Here is a 17,342-nt window from a genome sequence, read left to right as displayed (position 1 = left end):
TGCGCCAGTCATCTTCCGGCGGCTCGCCGTCCACCCCCGACGAACGACGAGGAAGACCGAGGCGTGCTCACCGACCTGACCGAGGCCGAACTCCGTACCTACCGCAGCGACCTGCACGAGCCTGCCGACTTCGACGCCTTCTGGGCTGACACTCTCGCACAGGCGCGCTCGTGCGGCGACCCCGTGACGGCGACCCCGCTGCCGACGCCGCTGACCGGTGTCGACGTCTTCGACGTGACCTTCCCCGGCTTCGCCGGACAGCCGATCCGCGCGTGGCTGCGGGCGCCGCGCGGCGCGTCCGGCCCGCTGCCCACGATCGTGCAGTACGTCGGGTACGGCGGCGGGCGCGGCCACGCGCTGGAGAACCTGCTCTGGTCCGCGGCCGGCTTCGCCCACCTCCAGATGGACACCCGTGGCCAGGGCTCGGGGTGGAGCCGGGGCGACACCCCGGACGTGGCCGCCGCCGGGCCGCAGGCCCCGGGCATGGCCACCCGGGGCATCGAGGACCCGAACAAGTACTACTACCGTCGTTTCCTCACCGACGCGGTCCGCGCCGTGGACGCCGCGCGTGAGCTGCCGGCAGTCGACCCGGACCGGATCGCCGTTCTCGGTCACAGCCAGGGCGGGGCCGCAGCGCTCGCGGCCGCCGCGCTGGCGCCGTCGGTACGCGCGGCGGTGGCGTACGTGCCGTTCCTCTGCGACATCCCGCGCGCGATCACGATCACCGACTCGGCGCCGTTCCGGGAGATCCGGGACTACCTCGCCGTGCACCGCGACCGCGAGGAGCAGACGCTGCGCACGCTCGGCTACGTCGACGGCGTCGCGTTCGCCCGCCGCGCCACCGCGCCGGCCCGGTTCTCCGTCGCGCTGATGGACGAGATCGTCCCGCCGTCCACGGTCTACGCCGCCTACCACGACTACCGGGGCGACAAGGACCTGACGGTGTGGCGGTTCAACGGCCACGAGGCGGGCGGCATCGACGACGACGCCGCCGCTGTGGACTTCCTGCGTACCGTCCTGGGCGCCTGACCACCGGTTCCGCCGATGCCGGCCCGCCCGGGCTGGTAGACACGGCGGGTGGGCACCGGTAGACGCGCGACGGCGGTCCTCGCCGTCGCGGCCACGCTGCTGGCCGCCGCCTGCCAGCGGCCCGCGCCGTCGCCGCCGCCGTCCGCGCCGCCGTCAGCCACCCCGACCGGCCCGCGGGCCCCGGCGGACTTCGTGGACCTCAGCACCGTCGACCCCACCGTCCGCACCGACATCCGGTACGCGGGCCCGCACAACTTCGTCGGCCGCCCGATCGACGGGTACGCCGAACCACGCTGCCTGCTCACCCGCCCGGCGGCGCAGGCGCTGCACCGGGTGCAGACCGCCGCGCTCGCCGGCGGGCACAGCCTCAAGGTGTACGACTGCTACCGCCCGCAGCGCGCGGCCGACGACTTCGTCTCCTGGGCGAAACTCCCCGGCGAACAGCTGATGAAGGGCGAGTTCTACCCCGCCGTGCCGAAGGACCGGCTCTTCGCCGACGGGTACATCGGCGCGCCCACCGCGCACAGCCGGGGCAGCACCGTCGACCTGACCCTGGTCCCGGTCTCCGGGCCCCCGCAGGCCGGGTACACGCCCGGCCAGCCGCTGGTGCCCTGCACCGACCCGGCCGGCCGCCGCTTCGCCGACGACTCGATCGACATGGGCACCGGCTTCGACTGCTTCGACCCGCGTGCCCACACCGCCGACGCGCGGATCAGCGACACCGCCCGCAACAACAGGGACCTGCTGCGCCGGCTGATGTCCGCGCAGGGCTTCGAGAACTATCCGCTGGAGTGGTGGCACTACCGCTACGTCGACGAGCCGTACCCGGACACCTGGTTCGACTTCCCGGTGGCCGGTTCGTCGCTGCGGTGACGCGGCCGTTCCACCATGATCGATTGCGGCTAGGGTGGGCGTTCATGGAGACCGAACGGATCGGCCCGCCGCTGCTCGGCGGGGAGCGGGAGTCGCTGCGCGCCTTCCTCGACTTCCACCGGGCCACGCTCGCCCTCAAGTGCGAGGGGCTGACCGACGAGCAGTTGCGCCGGCAGGCGTCGCCGCCGTCCACGCTGTCCCTGCTCGGGCTGGTCCGGCACATGGCGGAGGTGGAGCGCACCTGGTTCCGCCGGGTCATCGCCGCCGAGGACGTGCCGCTGGTGTGGTCGGACACCGGTGACTTCCAGCAGGCGTACGACGCCCGCGACGCCGACGTGGCGGAGGCGTTCGAGGCGTGGCAGCGCGAGATCGAGCACGCCCGGCGCATCGAGCGGGAGGCCGAGTCCCTCGACGTGACAGGTCACCAGGCCCGCTGGGGCGAGGACGTGTCGCTGCGCCTGGTCATGCTGCACATGCTGCACGAGTACGCCCGCCACAACGGGCACGCCGACCTGATCCGCGAGGCGATCGACGGCACGGTCGGCGTCTGAGTCCGGCCGCTCAGCGCGTGCGCAGCGGCAGCCAGGCCAGCACGTCGGAGATGCGTGCGTCCCAGTACGCCCAGTCGTGGTCCCCCGGACCGAAGTCGACAGTGACCGGCACGTCGCGCTCGCGGGCCGCGTCGAGGAACCGCACGTTGTCCTCGTACAGGAAGTCCTCGGTGCCGCACGCGACGTAGAGCGCCGGCCGGTCGTCGCCGGAGCGCTCCAGCAGCCCCACCGTGTCGTCGTCCGCCGGCACCGGGTCGTCGCCCCAGACCGTGTGCCACACCGCCGGGTCGACCGGGTGGGTCGGATGGTGGCGGCGGCGGGTCACGTCCAGCGCGCCGGACAGGCTGGCCGCCGCCGCGAACCGCTCCGGCCGGCGCAACGCCCACTTGAGCGCGCCGTAGCCGCCCATCGACAGGCCCGCGACGAACGTGTCCTCCCGGCGGTCGGACAGCCGGAAGAACGTCCGGCACACCTCGGGCAACTCCTCGCTGAGGAACGTCCAGTAGCGGTTGCCGTGTGCCTCGTCGCAGTAGAAGCTGCGCTGCACCTGCGGCATCACCACGGCCAGCCCCAGCGGCGCCACGTACCGCTCGATGGACGTGCGGCGCGTCCACACCGTGTCGTCGTCGGTCAGCCCGTGCAGCAGGTAGAGCACCGGCGGGTCACCGTCGGCGCCGGGCGCCGCCATGCCGATCCCGGCGGCGCCCGGGTCGGGCAGCAGCACCGTCATCGAGGTGCCCACGCCGAGCGCCTCGGAGAAGAAGTCACACCGGATGTGCGCCATGAGGCGGGAGCGTACCTCGCAGGGGTTCGATGAGGGCGTTCCTATTGCCCCCGGACGGTCGTACGGGACAGGATGGCCGTGCGTGCCGGTAACACACCCGTAACCTGCGCGCTGCTGGTCTCTGTCACAAGGAAGTGGGAGTCAGGCATGAGTGACGTGTCGGCCGCACTGGGTGTGCGCCTCTACCCGGACCTGGTCGAGCCGGGTGGTCTCGCCCCCGCGCTCGTGGCGACCGCCGCCGCGCACCAGCTCGACGTCGGCGCGGTCTCCGCGCCCGAGCAGGGGCGCAGCCGCTTCACCTGCGCCGAGATGACCTCCCCCCGGGGCGTGGTCTGCGTCAGCCTCGGCTCCCAGGCCCGCTACTTCATGATCGACCTGAGGGTGGACGGCGACGTCCAGGCCCGCGGCGACGCCACCGACCTGCTCCAGGTCGCGCAGGTGGCGGCCGCCTGGCGGGCGGGGATCACGCTCGCCGAGCTGACCGCGCGCTACCCGTTCATGGAGGAGATGCGGCGCCACCCGGTCGGGCAGGCCGGCTGAGGCCGGGCACCCTGGCCCGGCCCGATCCAGGTCGACCGCCGCTCCCGGACGCGCCGTGTCGATCTAGGGTGATGCGATGACCGCCAGGCGCGTGACGACAGTACTGTTCGACTTCGCCTGGACTCTGTTCGCCAGAGACTCGGAGCGCTGGGTGGGCAACGCGGCGGCATCGATCGACCGGACATTGGCTGTCGGCGAGGCGCACCGTATTGCCGGCGACTTCGCGGAACTGTTGCGGGAGACGGCCACGGATCCGGCCCACATCGCCCGAGATCTGGACCCGCGAGTCTGGGATCGGGCGATCCTCGCTGTGCTGGAACAGATTCCTGGGGTGGACCAGGCGCTGGCATCGGCCATGCACGAAACACACGCCGAAGCAGTCGAGCCGTACGCCGACACCGTCGCCACCCTGTCCGCATTGCGTGACAGCGGTGTTCGCATCGGCGTCGTCAGCAACGTCGGCTGGGACATCCGCACATGCTTTGCGCGGCATGGACTCGACGGCTATGTCGATGCGTTCGTACTGTCCTACGAGGTCGGCTTCGTCAAACCGGACCCTCTGATCTGGGTCGCCGCCCTCGAAGCCCTCCATGCCGCACCGGGCCAGACCCTGATGGTCGGTGATCATCCCGCCGGCGACGGCGGATCGGTTGCCGCCGGCATACCGGCGCTGATCCTGCCAATGGTGGATTCGCCCGCGCAGAAACGCGGATTCGAATACGTGCTCAGGCTTGCCCAGGTTCCGTCCTGACGGGTCTTTCGCTGGTCACTCACGTGAAGCTCCTGGTAATCAGCGCGTGCGCGGAAAGGTTCAGTGCTGTCGCAAATTCGCGTTGCCGCCGGTGCGTGGCGGCCGTACGGTGAGCGGGCAACGTCGATCTGATCCACCAGGGGAGTCCACCGTGTCGCAGCAGAACCGCACCCGCGCCGAGCGGCAAGCGCCGCGCGCCGGTGCCCTGCTGCCCGAACCGGGCACGGGCCGGGAACGGCAGTGGCAACCAGGGTGGTGGCGCGTCTAGCGCCGGCGCGACGATCCGCGCGAACCGCCCGCCCCGACACCGGAGCAGGGCGGTTCTCCGTTTCCGGGGTACCTATCTCCGACGGACACGAGCAAGGAGACGACGATGGGTTTCACCCCGCTGGCCGGTACCCGGGCGCCGGTCCGGGTCTGGACCGACCCGTACACGATCGAGGCGCAGGCGGCCCGGCAGCTGCGCAACATCGGCGCGCTGCCGTGGGTGCAGGGCGTCGCGGTGATGCCGGACGTGCACTTCGGCAAGGGCGCCACTGTCGGCTCGGTGATCGCGATGCGGCAGGCCGTGTCGCCGGCTGCGGTCGGCGTGGACATCGGCTGCGGCATGTCCGCGGTGCGGACCTCGCTGACCGCCGCCGACCTGCCCGACGACCTCGCGCCGCTGCGTTCGGCAATCGAGGCGGCGATCCCGGTCGGCTTCGCGATGCGCGACGACGCTGTCGATCCGCGGCGGGTCCGGGGCCTGGAGCAGGCCGGCTGGGACGAGTTCTGGCGGCGGTTCGCCACGCTGGACCGGAAGGTCGCCCAGCTCGAGACGCGGGCGCAGCGGCAGCTCGGCACGCTCGGCGGCGGCAACCACTTCATCGAGGTCTGCCTGGAGCAGGGTGGCCCGGACGACGGCCGGGTCTGGCTGATGCTGCACTCCGGTTCCCGCAACATCGGCAAGGAACTGGCCGAGCGGCACATGTCGGTGGCGCGCGGGCTGCCGCACAACACCGACCTGCCGGACCGGGACCTCGCGGTGTTCCTCGCCGGCACGCCGGAGATGGAGGCGTACCGGCGGGACCTGTGGTGGGCGCAGGAGTACGCCCGGCGTAACCGGGCGGTCATGCTCGCGCTGCTGAGCCAGGTGGTCCGGGAGGCGTTCCCGCACGTGCGCTACGACGAGCCGATCTCCTGCCACCACAACTACGTGGCGGAGGAGAGCTATGACGGGGTGGACGTGCTGGTCACCCGCAAGGGCGCGATCCGGGCCGGTAAGGGGGACCTGGGCATCATCCCCGGCTCGATGGGCACCGGGTCGTACATCGTGCGCGGCAAGGGCAACGTCGACGCGTACTGCTCGGCGTCGCACGGGGCCGGGCGGCGGATGTCGCGGGGGCAGGCGAAGCGCACGTACAGCACGGCGGATCTGGCCGCGCAGACCGCCGGTGTGGAGTGCCGTAAGGATGCCGGTGTGGTGGACGAGATTCCCGGCGCGTACAAGGACATCACCGAGGTGATGGCCCAGCAGGAGGACCTGGTCGAGGTGGTCGCCCACCTCAAGCAGGTCGTCTGCGTGAAGGGCTGAGCGGTAGGGCCGGCGTCGAGGGGGCGCCGGCCCTACCGGGTACGCCGGGCGACGCGTACGCCGATGGCTACCGCGCCGATGACGAGCAGCGCGGACAGGAGTTGCAGGCCGGGGGAGTCGTCGGCCTCGCCGTACACGAAGCCGGCGACGCCGAGCACGACGGCGAGCACCGCCACGGCGGCGGCCAGGTGCCTCATCGCTCCTCCTCGTCGGGGACCCATTCGAGCAGGTCGCCGGGCTGGCAGTCGAGCACCCGGCACATGGCCTCCAGGGTGCTGAACCGGACGGCCTTGGCGCGGCCGTTCTTGAGCACGGCGACGTTGGCCGGGGTGAGCCCGACGCGTTCGGCGAACTCGCCGACGCTCATCTTGCGCTTGGCCAGCTCCACGTCGATGCGCACGACGATCGGCATCAGATCACCGCTTCCATGTCGGTGCGCAGCGTGGTGGCCTGGCGCAGCAGCGCGCGCAGGACGACCATCAGCAGCCCCAGCACGCTGACGCCGGTGACCAGCAGGAACAGCAGCAGCGGCAGCCCGGGGTCGTCGGCGTTGAAGCCCACATAGAGGAACACCCCGACGAGCACCACCCAGGCGGCGGCGACCGCCCAGACGATCCCGTCGACCCAGCGCAGGGACGCCTCGGTGAAGATGCGGTCGCGCTTGACCAGGGTGAGCAGGTGCCAGGTGCAGACGATCACCACCTGGACGCAGAGCACCCAGAAGACCGTGACCGCGGTGGCGGGCCATCGCAGGTACGCCATGTCCGGGTCTTCCCGGGCCATGTGGGCGAACTGGCCGGGCAGCGACATGGTCTGGAACAGCACCAGGATCGCGAACAGCAGGACCAGGAAGGCGCGGAGTGGTGTCACCGCGCGTTGCGCCGTAAGCATGCATCGACTATCGCGCGGAACCTATCGAAAGTCAATCGGTATCGCTCGCGCGGCGGCCGACGGCGTAGCGGACGTGCACGGCGTACCGCGAGTGGTGCACGGCGCGGATCTCCAGATCGACGTCCCGGTCGAAGCCCTCGAAGAGCCGCTTCCCGCCGCCGAGCACCACCGGAGCCGTGGACAGGCCCAGCTCGTCGACCACGCCGGCGGCGAGCGCCTGCCGGATGACGTCGGCGCCCCCGCCGATGATCACCGCACTGTCCCCGGCCGTACGCCGGGCCGCCGCCAGCGCCGCGTCGAACCCGTCGACCATGAGGAAACCGGCGTCCGGATCGGGCTGGTCGGCGGTGCGGTGGGTGAGCACGACCAGGGGCGCCTGGAACGGGTTCCGGCCGCCCCAGGCGCCCGCGGCGTCGTACATGCCCCGGCCGCACAGCGCCGCGCCGGCACCCTCCAGCAGCTCGTCGAAGTACGCGCGGTCCTCGGCGGTCATGCCGGCACCGGGTTCGCGTGGCGTGTCGTACGTCCACGGCCCGCCCATCACCCAGTAGTGCAGCCGCTCGCCGCCGGCACCGAGCCCCTGACCCGCGTGGTCGTCCGGACCGGTGACGTAGCCGTCCAGGGACACGGTGACGAACGCCCGCACCCGGCCCCGCGCTTCGCTGGTGCTCATGCTTCCTCCCGGAGACTCGGAGAACACCGACTCACCGAAGACCGCGCACCGGCACCGGACTCATCGCCGTCCTCGGTCCGGCGTCAGCCGTACACCGGATGTTCGGCCTGGAACGCCAGCCGGCGGTCCGCGCCGGCGGCCAGCTCGGCGAGCACGTCGTCGAGGTCCAGGAACGTCTGCCAGCGCTCCTGGCCGGTGATGCCGGCGAGCCGGTCGACCACGAGTTGCTCCAGGTCGGCGACCCGGCGGCCCTTCCACACCTTGTCGGCCAGGCTGACCATCAGGTCCTCCAGCTGTACGCCGGGGGAGTGCCAGGCGGCGTGGGTGACGGCGAAGCGGGCCCGCTCCTCCGGTACGCCGAAGCGCAGCAGCAACTGGTAGCCCGCCTCCTCGTGCGCGGACCCCGGGCCGGTCAGCTCGGCCGGATGCTCGACCTTGCCGAGGTCGTGCACCGCGGCGCCGAACAGCACCGCCTGCCTGTCGAACGGCACCGCGGCGAACCGGTCGGCGAACGCGGCGGTCAGGTGCCAGGCGACGTCGTGCACCAGCCGCAGGTGCGCGCCGAGGCGCGGCGGGGCGGCGAGGGCGGCCAGCAGCTCGACCGCCACGCCGGGCAGCGCGAGCAGCGGCGGGTCACCCGGCTCGGTGAGGGCGCGGCGCAGGGCGTCGGAGGTCATCGGGGCGAGCGTACCGGGTCGCTGCGGCCTCACCAGCGGTGATGGACGAGCAGCCGAGCGTGAAGCGGCCGCTCGCCCGATTCCCGTCGATCGATCCACTCGGGAGGGTGGGGGCCACGTCTCTCACGGGGGTTGTCGAATGACAGCGTTGAATCGTCGTGCCCTGCTGCGTACCGCCGCGTTGACCGGGCTGGCCGCCGCGACCGGGCTGGCCGCCACGTCCCACGGCGCGGCCGCCGCCGAGCCGGTCAACGGGCCGTGGCTGGTCAGCGTCGGCTGGGGTGTGCTCCAGGTCGACCCGGGCCGCACCACGCCGCGGGAGCTGCTGCCGAACGGGGACCACGCCAAGACCTCGCCCGACGGCCGGTACGTGGCCTGGGTCAACACGGCCCGCTCCGGCGACGGCACGCTGGAGCCGTTCGTCGCGGTGTACGACCGGACCACCGGCCAGAAGCGCACGCTGCTCGCCGACCCGTTCGGCGTCCGCTACGGCGCGCCGACCTGGTCGCCGGACGGCACCGAGATCGCGCTGGTCACCGGGCAGGACAACGACCGCCTGATCGCCGTCGACGTGGCGACCGGTGCCACCCGGGTGCTGGTCGAGGGGCACGTTATGGCCGACCCGGACTGGTCCCGGGACGGCTCCTCGATCGCCCTGCGGTGGCGCAGCCGTTCCGAGGGGCCGCAGCTGCGCGTGCTGGACCTGGCGACCGGCAGGGCGCGGCCGATCTACACACCGCTGGCCGGCGAGCGGTTCGGCTCGCCGGTCTTCATGCCCGACTCCGGGCGCGTGGTGTTCTGCACCGACCGCTGGTATCCGGACCTGGAGACGCTCAACCAGTCCCTCGCCTCGGTGCGGATCAACGGGACCGGGCTGAAGAAGCTCACCGACGAACCCCGGTTCTACCTGTCCCCGGTGTTCTCCCCGGACGGCCGCTACTGCGCCGCGCTGTCGATCCCGCCGGAGAACGAGTACCCCGACGGCGGCAACATCATCGTGTCCACCAGCGGTTTCGGCGAGCAGTGGTGGATACCCGGCGACGAGTACGACGACAGCACCCGGCTGGACTGGGCGCGGGCGATCTGACGCACCGGGCGCGCGCATCACGGACCGGATGCGCGCCGCCGGGCGTGACCGGTGCGAGGCTTGGAGCGGACGCCGCCGACGGGGCCGGCGTCCGCTCTGGAGGGGTGATGGCCGAGCCGCCGACCGGGACGTCGTCGCACCGCGCGCAGGCGCACGGCCGGCACGCCAACCACCGCCGCTACCACGACGGCGCGGAGGTCGACGGGTACGTCGACGACCCGTACCACAGGGTGCGCCGCGCGGTCGCGGCCCGGCTGGTGACCGAGGGGGTGACCGGCGGCGGGCCGGTGCTGGAACTGGGCTGCGGACCGCGCGGCATGCTCGACCCGGCGGCGCTGCCCGGCCCGCTCGTGCTCGCCGACATGGCCGAGGCGGCGCTGGGCGCGGCGCGCGCGGTGACCGGCGGCCGGGCGCTGCCGGTCTGCCTGGACGCCACCCGCGGGCTGCCGTTCCGCGCCGGCAGCTTCGCCGGGCTGCTCGCCGGGGAGCTGATCGAGCACGTGTACGACCCGCTGGCGCTGCTGCGAGAGTGCCACCGGGTGCTGGCGCCGGACGGGCTGCTGGTGCTCACCACCCCGAACCTGGCGCCGGTGCAGGACCGGCTGGCGTTCCTCGCCGGCCGCGCGCCACGCCAGGTCGACCCGCTGCACCCCTATCTGTGGCTGCACATCCGCCCGTTCACCGCCTCGCTGCTGCGCCGCACGCTGCGCCGGGCCGGGTTCACGCCGGTGGCCCTGCGCTCCAACGAGGTCGGCTGGCGGCTGCCCGGCGGGCGGTGGGTGGCGTCGCGGCGGCTGGCCCGCGCCGCGCCCGGGCTCGGCGGCTCGCTGATCTGCGCCGCCCGCCGGCAGCCGCCGCCGGCCGGAAACAGGGTGTGATGGTGACATTGACAGCGGGCTATCATGGAGGTTCCGTCGTCGACCGGGGGATGTCATGACGCGCCTGCTCGCCTGGGTCGTGACCAACCTCGACGCGTTCATCGGTCTCGTCCTGGCCCTCACGGTCGCCGTGCTCGGCCTGACCAACGACGCGGTCAGCCAGGAGGTCGTCAACAGCGCGATCCTGCTGGTGCTGGGCCTGCTCGCGCAGGCGGTGCTGCGGGACCGGCTGCGCCGGCGCACCACCGAGCGGGAGATCCGCCAGGTCATCGTGGACACCCGCGACCGGCTCACCGAACTGGTGCCGCAGATGCGGGAGATCACCGGCCCGGAGGGCGCGCTGAACCGGGCCCGCGAGGCCATCGACAGCGTCTCCATGGTGCGGGTGCTGCACGGCAGCGAGGTCGGGCAGGCGCTCGCCGAGGCCCGGCGGCACACCGACCAGTGGAGCTTCAAGGGCGGCACCGGCACCTTCCTGCGCGCGGTCACGCTGCCGGACTGCCTGGAACACGCCCGGCGGCGCAACGCCACGCTCACCGTCGCCATCGAGATCATCGACCCGACCGACGAGGAGGTCTGCGAGCGGTACGCGCGGTTCCGGCGCAGCCTCGACCCGGACGCGCCGGGCGAGCCGTGGACCGTCGACCGCACCCGCAAGGAGTCGTACGCGACGGTGCTGGCCGCCTGCTGGCACCTGCAACGCTCCGGCCTGCTCACTGTCGACGTGCGGCTCTCCGCGCAGATGACCACGTTCCGCTACGACCTCTCCTCCTCCTGTGTCGTCGTCACCCAGGAGAACCCGCAGACGCCCGCGCTGCGCATCGACCGCGGCGAGGTCTACTACAACCGTTTCAACATCGAGCTGGACTACAGCCGCCGGCAGAGCCGGCGCGTGCCGATCGAGGCGGCGGCCCAGGTCAAGCTCGACGACGAGCCGTCGGTCGAGCAGGTACGGCGGTTGTTCACCGCCCTCGGCCTGACGCTGCCCCGGTCCTTCGGCGACCGCGAGGTCGCCGACATCATCGGCAAGGCCGTCCAGGCGAGGAACCCCTACTCATGACCAGTTACGCCGACCTCGAACGGGAGATCGACCGGGGCACCCGGCCGGAGCTCCTACGCGGCTGGGCGCTGGACGTGCTCGACGACGTCGCCGAGGGGCGGCGGTCGCTGCGCGCGGTCCGGCACCCGCTCGGCTTCACCTGCCTGCCGGTGGAACGCGACGGCCCGGACGGCGTCTGCGTGCACGCCTGGCCCGCCGACCCGCCGCCGGTGCGCCCGACCACCTCCACCATGCACTCGCACAGCTGGGACCTGCTCAGCCACGTGCTGCACGGCACCGTCCGCAACGAGCTGATCGAGGTCGACGACGCGCCGGCCGACCCGGCCTGGCGGGTCTACGAGGTGCGCAGCCTCGGCGAGGTGGACGAGATGGCCGCCACCGACCGGCTGGTCACCGCGATGACCGCCACCGTGGAGACGCACTCGGCCGGCGACTCGTACGCGCTGCGCGCCGGCGGCTTCCACACCTCGGAGGTCGACGCCGGTGAGCCGGCGGTGACAGTGGCGCTCGGCCGGACCACTCCCGGCGCGTGCGACCTAAGCCTCGGCGCGGTGGACGGGCGCAGCCACTGGGTACGCCGGGACCGATGCGACGCGGTGGAGACCGCGCGGATGGCGCGGCAGATCGCGCGACTGGTGGCACGGGGCTGACTGGCTGGAGGAGCCATGGACGTGGAGCCGAGCAGAGGCGGGCCCGACCTGCGCGAGGCGCACCGGTTCGCGGTGGAGGCCGCCCAGGCGGCGGGCCGGCTGCTGCGCCGGGGCACCCGGGGGGAGGTGCGCGCCCGGGCCAAGAACGACACCGGCGACCTCGTCACCGACCTCGACCTGGCCGCCGAGCGGCTGATCGTCGACCGGATCCGGGCCCGCTGGCCGGAGCACGGCGTGATCGCCGAGGAGGGCGGCGAGTACGCCCCGGACACCGCCTTCGCCTGGCTGGTCGACCCGCTCGACGGCACCAACAACGTGGCGATCGGACTGCCCGCGTACGTGGTCGGGATCGCCCTGTGCGACAACGGCTCGCCGGTGCTCGGCGTGGTCCACGACCCGGTCGCCGGCCGTACCTGGTCGGCGGTGCGCGGCCGGGGCGCGTTCGTGCACCCCTCCGGCCCGGCCGCCCGTCCGCTGCGCGCCGCGCACCGGCCGGTGCCGGCCGCGCCGGTGCTGGCCTGGACCCAGGGGCACGAGGTACGCCGGGACGACAGCACCGCCCGGGCGCTGAAGGTGGTGCTCGACACCACCGCGCGGCGGGTGCTGCAACTGTGGGCGCCGCTGCTGTCCTGGGTGATGCTGGCCCGCGGCGACATCGACGGCATCGTCGGCTACCGCCCCGAGGCGGTCGACCTGCCCGCCGGGATGCTGCTGGCCGCCGAGGCCGGCATGGCGGTACGCGCGCTCGACGGCGGCACGTTCGACGATCGGTACGGCTGCCCGGCGGACCGGCGCAGTTTCGTGGCCGGGCCGCCGGAGACCATCGACCGGCTGGTCAAGCTGGTCACCGCGGCACAGTGGATCGAGCCGCAGGTGCGCCGCCTCACCCCGGTCAGTCTCGGCTCGGTCGGCTGGTGAGACGCGATCCGCTGCAGACGAACCTGCGCTACCCCGGCCTTCGGTCGGCCAGGAAGTCGGTCCAGGTCCGCACGCCCCTCGCCGCACCGGGCCGGGCGAGGTTCGCGCCGTCCCGGTACGCCCGGCCCGCCCGCCCGGGGATGCGGACCGGCAGGCGTGCCCGGCGCTTCCCGGTGGCCGCCAGGTAGCCGGTCAGCAGCTCGCCGATGCCGTGGGTGTGCGGCCCGGCCAGGTCCGGCACCAGCCCGGCCGGTGCGCCCAGCGTCAGCTCGGCCAGCCGCGCCGCCACCTCGGCGGCGTCGACCGGCTCCAGCCGCAGCCCGCCCGGCACCGGCGTCACCGGCAGCCGGGTCATCGCCGTCAGCATGGTCAGCACCAGGTCGTGCACCTGCGCGGCGCGCAGCACCGTCCACGGGACGCCGGAGTCCGTCACCGCGCGCTCGGCGTCGAGCTTGGACCGGATCCAGGCCAGCGGCACCCGGTCGGCGCCGGTCACGGAGATGTGCACCAGGTGCGCCACACCGGCCCGGTGCGCGGCGCGGGCCAGGTGGGCGGTGGCGCGGTCGTCGCCCCTCGCGCCGCCGGCCAGGTGCAGCACCGTGGACACCCCGCGCAGCGCGGGGCCGAGGTCGGCGCCGGTGAGCAGGTCGGCGGTCACGTGGGTGACGCCGTCGCCGGACCGTCCGCCGCGCCGGCTGAGCACCCGCACCGGATGCCCGGCGGCGCGCAGCAGCGGTACGACGTGCCGGCCGATCGTGCCGGTGCCGCCGGTGACCAGGATCTGCGGGTTCATCGTCTTTCCCTCCGTCGCCTGTGCTGCCACGTCGACCCGCGCCGACCCGTCGACGTGACAGGTGTGACGGTGGTCACCTCCGGTCACCTCGGCTGGTTGTGGCGGGTCGGGACGACGTGTGGGAGAGGGAGGCTCAGGTGATGGACCACGGGCTGGCGGAACGGTTCGAGCGGGAGCGGCCGCGTCTGCGCGCTGTCGCGTACCGGCTGCTCGGCTCGCTCACCGACGCCGAGGACGCGGTGCAGGAGACCTGGCTGCGGCTGGCCCGTACCGACCCGGCCGCCGTGGACAACCTGGATGCCTGGCTCACCACAGTGGTCGCCCGGGTCAGCCTCAACGCGCTGCGGTCCCGCGCCGCCCGCCGGGAGGACCCCCTCGACGTACGCCTGCCCGACCCGGTGGTGGACGCCGACGACCCGGCGCATGCCGCGGTGCTCGCCGACTCGGTGGGGCTGGCGTTGCTCGTGGTGCTGGACACGCTGAGCCCGGCCGAGCGGCTCGCGTTCGTGCTGCACGACATGTTCGGGGTGCCGTTCGACGAGATCGGTCCGCTCGTCGACCGCTCACCGGCGGCGGCCCGGCAGCTCGCCAGCCGGGCCCGCCGCCGGGTACGCGGACAGGCGCCCACCCCCGATCCCGACCTCACCCGGCAGCGGGCGGTGGTCGACGCCTTCCTCGCCGCCGCCCGTGACGGCGACCTCGACGCGCTGATCGCGGTGCTGCACCCGGACGTGGTGCTGCGCTCCGACGCGGGGACCGCCCGCGCCCGCCACACGGTCGTGCTCACCGGCGCGACGACGGTGGCCGCGCAGGCCACCACGTTCGGGCGGCTGTTCCCGCACGCCCGGCCGGTGCTGGTCAACGGCGCCGCCGGGGTGCTGGTGAGCGCCGGGGACCGCCCGCTGTCGGTGATGGCGTTCACCGTCACCGGCGGACGGATCGCCGCCGTGGACGTGATCGCCGATCCGCGCCGGCTGGCCGCGCTCGGCCTCACCGGCTGACCCGGAGCCGGCTCGGTCGGCCGGGACCAGGTCGGCTCAGTCGACCAGGGCCAGGTTGGCCATGTCGACCACCGGCCGGAAACCGAGGCCGGCGTAGAGCCGGTTCGACACCGGGTTGGCCTGGTCGGTGAACAGGCACACCCGCGCGCCCTCGGCCGTGAGCAGCCGGCTGACCTCGGCGACCGCGTTGCCGGCCCAGCCGCGTCCGCGCTGCTCGGGTGGCGTGTAGACCGGACCGACCCGGGCCACGCCGAACGACGGCGGGTTGGCGGCGGTCAGGTGCACCGGAGCGCCCGACCCGTCGGTCCAGAACCAGACCCGGCCGTCCCGGATGCGGCGCAGCAGATCGGCGCGGTCGGGCGTCTCGTGGGCGCTCGTGCCGCGCGGGCGGCCCGCCTGCTCGTCGGCGTCGGCCATGAACGCGGCGAACCACGCGGCGACCAGGTCGACCTCGTCGGCGGTGGCCGTCCGCAACGCGCCCGGCGCCGGCGCGGGCGGCGTGAGCTGGTCGAGCACGTGCAGCCGGGTGTGCTGGGCGACAGCGACCCGGCCGCCGTCGAGCCGGGCGACCTCCTCGGCGCAGGCGCGCGCGGCGGGCAGCGCGCCGTTCACCGCGCGGACCCGCTCGCCGCGCCGGTGCCACGCGCGGGCCAGCGCCTCGGCGGCCTCCGGCGGCATCGGCAGCAGGAACGCCGGTCGCGGCGGGAACGGCGCGGTACGCATCGCGGCGCCCACCACCGCCCCGGAGGCGTCCCGCACCACCAGCCACCAGTCGTCCTCGGGCAGCGCCACGCCCTCGGCCCGGCGGGCCGCCATCCGGCGCGTGACGCTGGCGACGACGGTGCTCACCACCGGGTCGGCGGCCAGGTACGTCCCGGCGGCGGCGAGGAACTCCTCCGGGTCGGCGTAGAAGCGCAGGGTGGAATCGGCGGTCATGCGGGCACGGTAGCCACTGCCCGCGGCCGGGCCGTAGCGGTTTTCCCGCCCCGGCTCAGGGTGCGATGCGCAGTCGGCGGATGCGGGTGTCGTCGTACTCCTCGAACCGGAACCGCAGCCCGGCGAACGGGCTGCCGGGGAAGTCACCGCTGATCGTGGCGGTCACGACCGTCCCGGCGGGTGTCTGCTCGACGTCGGTGATCTCGTACGACACCAGCGGCGTGCCGTCGCGCCAGGCGCGGATCTCCCCGATCCCGCGGTGGGTGCGGCCCTCGTCCTCGACCACCGCGTCGTCGGCGAACAACGCGAGCCAGGGCTCCTTGTCGGCCTGGCCGGCGAGCGCGAAGTAGCGGCGGACGATCTCGGGCGGGTTGCTCATGGACGCGATGCTAGGCGCCGGGACCGACAAGAAGCGCTGTGACGGTGGCGGTGGTGGCGAGCACGGCGAGCGCGGCGCTGGTCGCCACGAACCGGCCCAGCGGCACGGCCACCCCGGCGGCCCGGCAGCGCTCGTACCAGATCAGTGTCGCCAGCGACGCCCACGGCGTGGCCAGCGGACCCACGTTCGTGCCGATCAGCAGCGCCAGCAACTGGGTGTGCCGGTCGGCCGCGATCACCGCCTCGCCGGCCAGGTACGCGGGCAGGTTGTTCACCGCGTTGCTGAACAGCGCGCCGACCGCGCCCGCCCGCAGCGCGCCCTCAGCGCCCGGGTCGGTGCCGATGAGCGTGCCCATCACGGAGTCCAGGCCGTACCGGCCGATGGTCTGCACCACCAGGAACAGCCCGGTCACGAACACCAGCAGCCGCCACGGCACCAGCGCGAGCCGCAACCGGTGCCGGGCCCGTACCGCGAAGCCGGCGACCAGGATCGCGGCGGCCACCCCGGAGGCGACGCCGATCTCCACCCCGGCGAGGATTCCCGCGACGAACAGCAGGCAGGCGGCGAGCGCGGTGCGGTAGAGCACCCGGTCCGGCGGCACGTACGGCGGCGGCGGGTCGAACGGGTCGGCCCCGGCGCGCGCCGGACGCCAGTACCACCACCACAGCAGCAGCGCGGTGACCGCCACGGCGACCAGTTGCGGCCACCACATCCGGGCCGCCCACGGCACCGGGTCCAGGTCGACCCGGTCGCTGGCCAGGATGTTCGTCAGGTTGGACACCGGCAGCAGCAGGCTGGCCGTGTTCGCCAGCCACACGGTGGTCATGGCCAGCGGTGTCGGCGGCACGTTCAGCGCCCGGGCCAGCGCGATCATCACCGGCGTGAGCAGCACCGCCGTGGTGTCCAGGTTGAGCGCGATGGTGGTCACCGAGGCGAAGCCGACGCAGAGCCAGAACAGGGCCCGGAAACTGCCCCGCGCGGTCACCGCCACCCGGGTCGCGAGCGCGTCGAACACCCCGGCCACAGCGGTCAGCTCGGCCAGCACCACCACCGTGCCGAGGAAGATCAGGATCGGGATGATCCGCCGCATCGTGCCCTCGGCGTCGGCGCGCGGCAGCAGCCCGGTGAGCACGCACACCAGCCCGACCGCGGCCAGGCCGATCGCGATCCAGTCCAGCACGTGCAGGCGGCCCCAGCGGGAACGGTCGGGCACGGCGTTCGGCGGATCGCCGGGGGTCTCCACGAGTGATGATCCTCGCACATGCGGGCGTGGCGGCAGGAGCCCGACGCGGGCCCGA

22 protein-coding genes are annotated in these 17,342 nt (G+C 73.6%); 12 read left to right on the top strand and 10 right to left on the bottom strand.

The window, feature by feature from the left end:
• Positions 1–63: 63 nt before the first annotated feature.
• The 3 genes from DQE82_RS12865 to DQE82_RS12855 are packed head-to-tail and all read left to right on the top strand — an operon-like array spanning position 64 to position 2,453.
• Complete coding sequence (locus DQE82_RS12865; RefSeq protein ID WP_043323736.1) at positions 64–1,029, top strand: acetylxylan esterase; 966 nt, start codon at positions 64–66, stop codon at positions 1,027–1,029.
• A 48-nt stretch (positions 1,030–1,077) separates the two neighbouring features.
• Positions 1,078–1,902, top strand: a complete 825-nt coding sequence (locus DQE82_RS12860; RefSeq protein ID WP_113972792.1) for a M15 family metallopeptidase — start codon at positions 1,078–1,080, stop codon at positions 1,900–1,902.
• A gap of 44 nt (positions 1,903–1,946) precedes the next feature.
• Positions 1,947–2,453: a DinB family protein gene (locus tag DQE82_RS12855; protein WP_064445820.1), complete on the top strand. Its 507-nt coding sequence runs from the start codon at positions 1,947–1,949 to the stop codon at positions 2,451–2,453.
• A gap of 10 nt (positions 2,454–2,463) precedes the next feature.
• On the opposite strand, the gene DQE82_RS12850 is transcribed toward DQE82_RS12855, so the two are convergent.
• Complete coding sequence (locus tag DQE82_RS12850; protein ID WP_113972791.1) at positions 2,464–3,237, bottom strand: alpha/beta hydrolase family protein; 774 nt, start codon at positions 3,235–3,237, stop codon at positions 2,464–2,466.
• A gap of 147 nt (positions 3,238–3,384) precedes the next feature.
• On the opposite strand from DQE82_RS12850, the gene DQE82_RS12845 reads away from it, so the two are divergent.
• The 3 genes from DQE82_RS12845 to DQE82_RS12835 all read left to right on the top strand — a co-directional run bounded on the left by DQE82_RS12845 (position 3,385) and on the right by DQE82_RS12835 (position 6,101).
• Entirely contained in the window at positions 3,385–3,777 is a 393-nt protein-coding gene (locus tag DQE82_RS12845; protein ID WP_113972790.1) for a hypothetical protein, read from the top strand.
• A 76-nt stretch (positions 3,778–3,853) separates the two neighbouring features.
• Positions 3,854–4,528, top strand: a complete 675-nt coding sequence (locus DQE82_RS12840; protein WP_064445822.1) for an HAD family hydrolase — start codon at positions 3,854–3,856, stop codon at positions 4,526–4,528.
• A gap of 373 nt (positions 4,529–4,901) precedes the next feature.
• The gene (locus DQE82_RS12835) at positions 4,902–6,101 is read left to right on the top strand and encodes an RtcB family protein (RefSeq protein ID WP_064445823.1); all 1,200 of its coding nucleotides are present in this window, start codon (positions 4,902–4,904) and stop codon (positions 6,099–6,101) included.
• 32 nt (positions 6,102–6,133) lie between these two features.
• On the opposite strand, the gene DQE82_RS30810 is transcribed toward DQE82_RS12835, so the two are convergent.
• The 5 genes from DQE82_RS30810 to DQE82_RS12815 all read right to left on the bottom strand — a co-directional run bounded on the left by DQE82_RS30810 (position 6,134) and on the right by DQE82_RS12815 (position 8,342).
• Positions 6,134–6,298, bottom strand: coding sequence for a hypothetical protein (locus DQE82_RS30810; RefSeq protein ID WP_166455878.1), 165 nt, complete (start codon positions 6,296–6,298; stop codon positions 6,134–6,136).
• Entirely contained in the window at positions 6,295–6,513 is a 219-nt protein-coding gene (locus DQE82_RS12830) for a helix-turn-helix transcriptional regulator (protein ID WP_030499989.1), read from the bottom strand. The genes DQE82_RS30810 and DQE82_RS12830 overlap by 4 nt, the downstream gene beginning before the upstream one ends.
• On the bottom strand, positions 6,513–6,992 hold the full coding sequence (locus DQE82_RS12825; RefSeq protein WP_043323747.1) for a DUF2975 domain-containing protein: 480 nt from the start codon (positions 6,990–6,992) through the stop codon (positions 6,513–6,515). Before DQE82_RS12825 ends, DQE82_RS12830 begins: the two co-directional genes overlap by 1 nt.
• A gap of 31 nt (positions 6,993–7,023) precedes the next feature.
• Positions 7,024–7,665 (bottom strand): dihydrofolate reductase family protein, encoded by a 642-nt coding sequence (locus tag DQE82_RS12820; RefSeq protein ID WP_113972789.1) that lies wholly within the window; start codon positions 7,663–7,665, stop codon positions 7,024–7,026.
• Positions 7,666–7,748: 83 nt separating this feature from the next.
• Complete coding sequence (locus tag DQE82_RS12815; protein WP_064445826.1) at positions 7,749–8,342, bottom strand: HD domain-containing protein; 594 nt, start codon at positions 8,340–8,342, stop codon at positions 7,749–7,751.
• A gap of 139 nt (positions 8,343–8,481) precedes the next feature.
• Here DQE82_RS12815 and DQE82_RS12810 point away from each other — a divergent pair, with 139 nt between their 5' ends.
• The 5 genes from DQE82_RS12810 to DQE82_RS12790 all read left to right on the top strand — a co-directional run bounded on the left by DQE82_RS12810 (position 8,482) and on the right by DQE82_RS12790 (position 12,935).
• On the top strand, positions 8,482–9,429 hold the full coding sequence (locus DQE82_RS12810) for an LpqB family beta-propeller domain-containing protein (protein ID WP_113972788.1): 948 nt from the start codon (positions 8,482–8,484) through the stop codon (positions 9,427–9,429).
• 107 nt (positions 9,430–9,536) lie between these two features.
• Positions 9,537–10,307, top strand: a complete 771-nt coding sequence (locus tag DQE82_RS12805) for a class I SAM-dependent methyltransferase (protein ID WP_064445828.1) — start codon at positions 9,537–9,539, stop codon at positions 10,305–10,307.
• Between the two features lie 55 nt (positions 10,308–10,362).
• Entirely contained in the window at positions 10,363–11,367 is a 1,005-nt protein-coding gene (locus DQE82_RS12800) for a hypothetical protein (protein ID WP_064445829.1), read from the top strand.
• Positions 11,364–12,017, top strand: coding sequence for a hypothetical protein (locus DQE82_RS12795; protein WP_113972787.1), 654 nt, complete (start codon positions 11,364–11,366; stop codon positions 12,015–12,017). Before DQE82_RS12800 ends, DQE82_RS12795 begins: the two co-directional genes overlap by 4 nt.
• A gap of 15 nt (positions 12,018–12,032) precedes the next feature.
• Positions 12,033–12,935 (top strand): inositol monophosphatase family protein, encoded by a 903-nt coding sequence (locus tag DQE82_RS12790; protein ID WP_064445831.1) that lies wholly within the window; start codon positions 12,033–12,035, stop codon positions 12,933–12,935.
• A gap of 28 nt (positions 12,936–12,963) precedes the next feature.
• On the opposite strand, the gene DQE82_RS12785 is transcribed toward DQE82_RS12790, so the two are convergent.
• Positions 12,964–13,728, bottom strand: a complete 765-nt coding sequence (locus DQE82_RS12785) for an SDR family oxidoreductase (RefSeq protein ID WP_113972786.1) — start codon at positions 13,726–13,728, stop codon at positions 12,964–12,966.
• A gap of 140 nt (positions 13,729–13,868) precedes the next feature.
• Between DQE82_RS12785 and sigJ the strand changes: the two genes are divergently transcribed.
• The gene (gene sigJ, locus DQE82_RS12780) at positions 13,869–14,729 is read left to right on the top strand and encodes an RNA polymerase sigma factor SigJ (protein WP_113972785.1); all 861 of its coding nucleotides are present in this window, start codon (positions 13,869–13,871) and stop codon (positions 14,727–14,729) included.
• 36 nt (positions 14,730–14,765) lie between these two features.
• Here sigJ and DQE82_RS12775 read toward each other — a convergent pair whose 3' ends face one another.
• Genes DQE82_RS12775 through DQE82_RS12765 form a run of 3 tightly spaced genes read right to left on the bottom strand, consistent with a single transcriptional unit; the run spans position 14,766 to position 17,287 of the window.
• On the bottom strand, positions 14,766–15,665 hold the full coding sequence (locus DQE82_RS12775; protein WP_043323763.1) for a GNAT family N-acetyltransferase: 900 nt from the start codon (positions 15,663–15,665) through the stop codon (positions 14,766–14,768).
• A gap of 55 nt (positions 15,666–15,720) precedes the next feature.
• Complete coding sequence (locus DQE82_RS12770) at positions 15,721–16,044, bottom strand: nuclear transport factor 2 family protein (protein WP_043323765.1); 324 nt, start codon at positions 16,042–16,044, stop codon at positions 15,721–15,723.
• Positions 16,045–16,054: 10 nt separating this feature from the next.
• Complete coding sequence (locus DQE82_RS12765; protein WP_043323767.1) at positions 16,055–17,287, bottom strand: SLC13 family permease; 1,233 nt, start codon at positions 17,285–17,287, stop codon at positions 16,055–16,057.
• Positions 17,288–17,342: the final 55 nt, after the last annotated feature.

The organism is Micromonospora sp. LHW51205 (assembly GCF_003315815.1).
GTDB lineage: Bacteria > Actinomycetota > Actinomycetes > Mycobacteriales > Micromonosporaceae > Micromonospora > Micromonospora chalcea.
This window is presented reverse-complemented; position numbering and strand designations above follow the sequence as displayed.

Excerpts from the sequence above, each read along its gene's own strand:
- DQE82_RS12800 (WP_064445829.1), top strand. The coding sequence starts at position 10,363 with ATGACGCGCCTGCTCGCCTGGGTCGTGACCAACCTCGACGCGTTCATC.
- DQE82_RS12835 (WP_064445823.1), top strand. The coding sequence starts at position 4,902 with ATGGGTTTCACCCCGCTGGCCGGTACCCGGGCGCCGGTCCGGGTCTGG.
- DQE82_RS12820 (WP_113972789.1), bottom strand. The coding sequence starts at position 7,665 with ATGAGCACCAGCGAAGCGCGGGGCCGGGTGCGGGCGTTCGTCACCGTG.
- DQE82_RS12825 (WP_043323747.1), bottom strand. The coding sequence starts at position 6,992 with ATGCTTACGGCGCAACGCGCGGTGACACCACTCCGCGCCTTCCTGGTC.
- DQE82_RS12810 (WP_113972788.1), top strand. The coding sequence starts at position 8,482 with ATGACAGCGTTGAATCGTCGTGCCCTGCTGCGTACCGCCGCGTTGACC.
- DQE82_RS30810 (WP_166455878.1), bottom strand. The coding sequence starts at position 6,298 with ATGAGGCACCTGGCCGCCGCCGTGGCGGTGCTCGCCGTCGTGCTCGGC.
- DQE82_RS12840 (WP_064445822.1), top strand. The coding sequence starts at position 3,854 with ATGACCGCCAGGCGCGTGACGACAGTACTGTTCGACTTCGCCTGGACT.
- DQE82_RS12815 (WP_064445826.1), bottom strand. The coding sequence starts at position 8,342 with ATGACCTCCGACGCCCTGCGCCGCGCCCTCACCGAGCCGGGTGACCCG.
- DQE82_RS12845 (WP_113972790.1), top strand. The coding sequence starts at position 3,385 with ATGAGTGACGTGTCGGCCGCACTGGGTGTGCGCCTCTACCCGGACCTG.
- DQE82_RS12785 (WP_113972786.1), bottom strand. The coding sequence starts at position 13,728 with ATGAACCCGCAGATCCTGGTCACCGGCGGCACCGGCACGATCGGCCGG.
- DQE82_RS12855 (WP_064445820.1), top strand. The coding sequence starts at position 1,947 with ATGGAGACCGAACGGATCGGCCCGCCGCTGCTCGGCGGGGAGCGGGAG.
- DQE82_RS12830 (WP_030499989.1), bottom strand. The coding sequence starts at position 6,513 with ATGCCGATCGTCGTGCGCATCGACGTGGAGCTGGCCAAGCGCAAGATG.
- DQE82_RS12790 (WP_064445831.1), top strand. The coding sequence starts at position 12,033 with ATGGACGTGGAGCCGAGCAGAGGCGGGCCCGACCTGCGCGAGGCGCAC.
- DQE82_RS12805 (WP_064445828.1), top strand. The coding sequence starts at position 9,537 with ATGGCCGAGCCGCCGACCGGGACGTCGTCGCACCGCGCGCAGGCGCAC.
- DQE82_RS12775 (WP_043323763.1), bottom strand. The coding sequence starts at position 15,665 with ATGACCGCCGATTCCACCCTGCGCTTCTACGCCGACCCGGAGGAGTTC.
- DQE82_RS12850 (WP_113972791.1), bottom strand. The coding sequence starts at position 3,237 with ATGGCGCACATCCGGTGTGACTTCTTCTCCGAGGCGCTCGGCGTGGGC.
- DQE82_RS12795 (WP_113972787.1), top strand. The coding sequence starts at position 11,364 with ATGACCAGTTACGCCGACCTCGAACGGGAGATCGACCGGGGCACCCGG.
- DQE82_RS12770 (WP_043323765.1), bottom strand. The coding sequence starts at position 16,044 with ATGAGCAACCCGCCCGAGATCGTCCGCCGCTACTTCGCGCTCGCCGGC.
- sigJ (WP_113972785.1), top strand. The coding sequence starts at position 13,869 with ATGGACCACGGGCTGGCGGAACGGTTCGAGCGGGAGCGGCCGCGTCTG.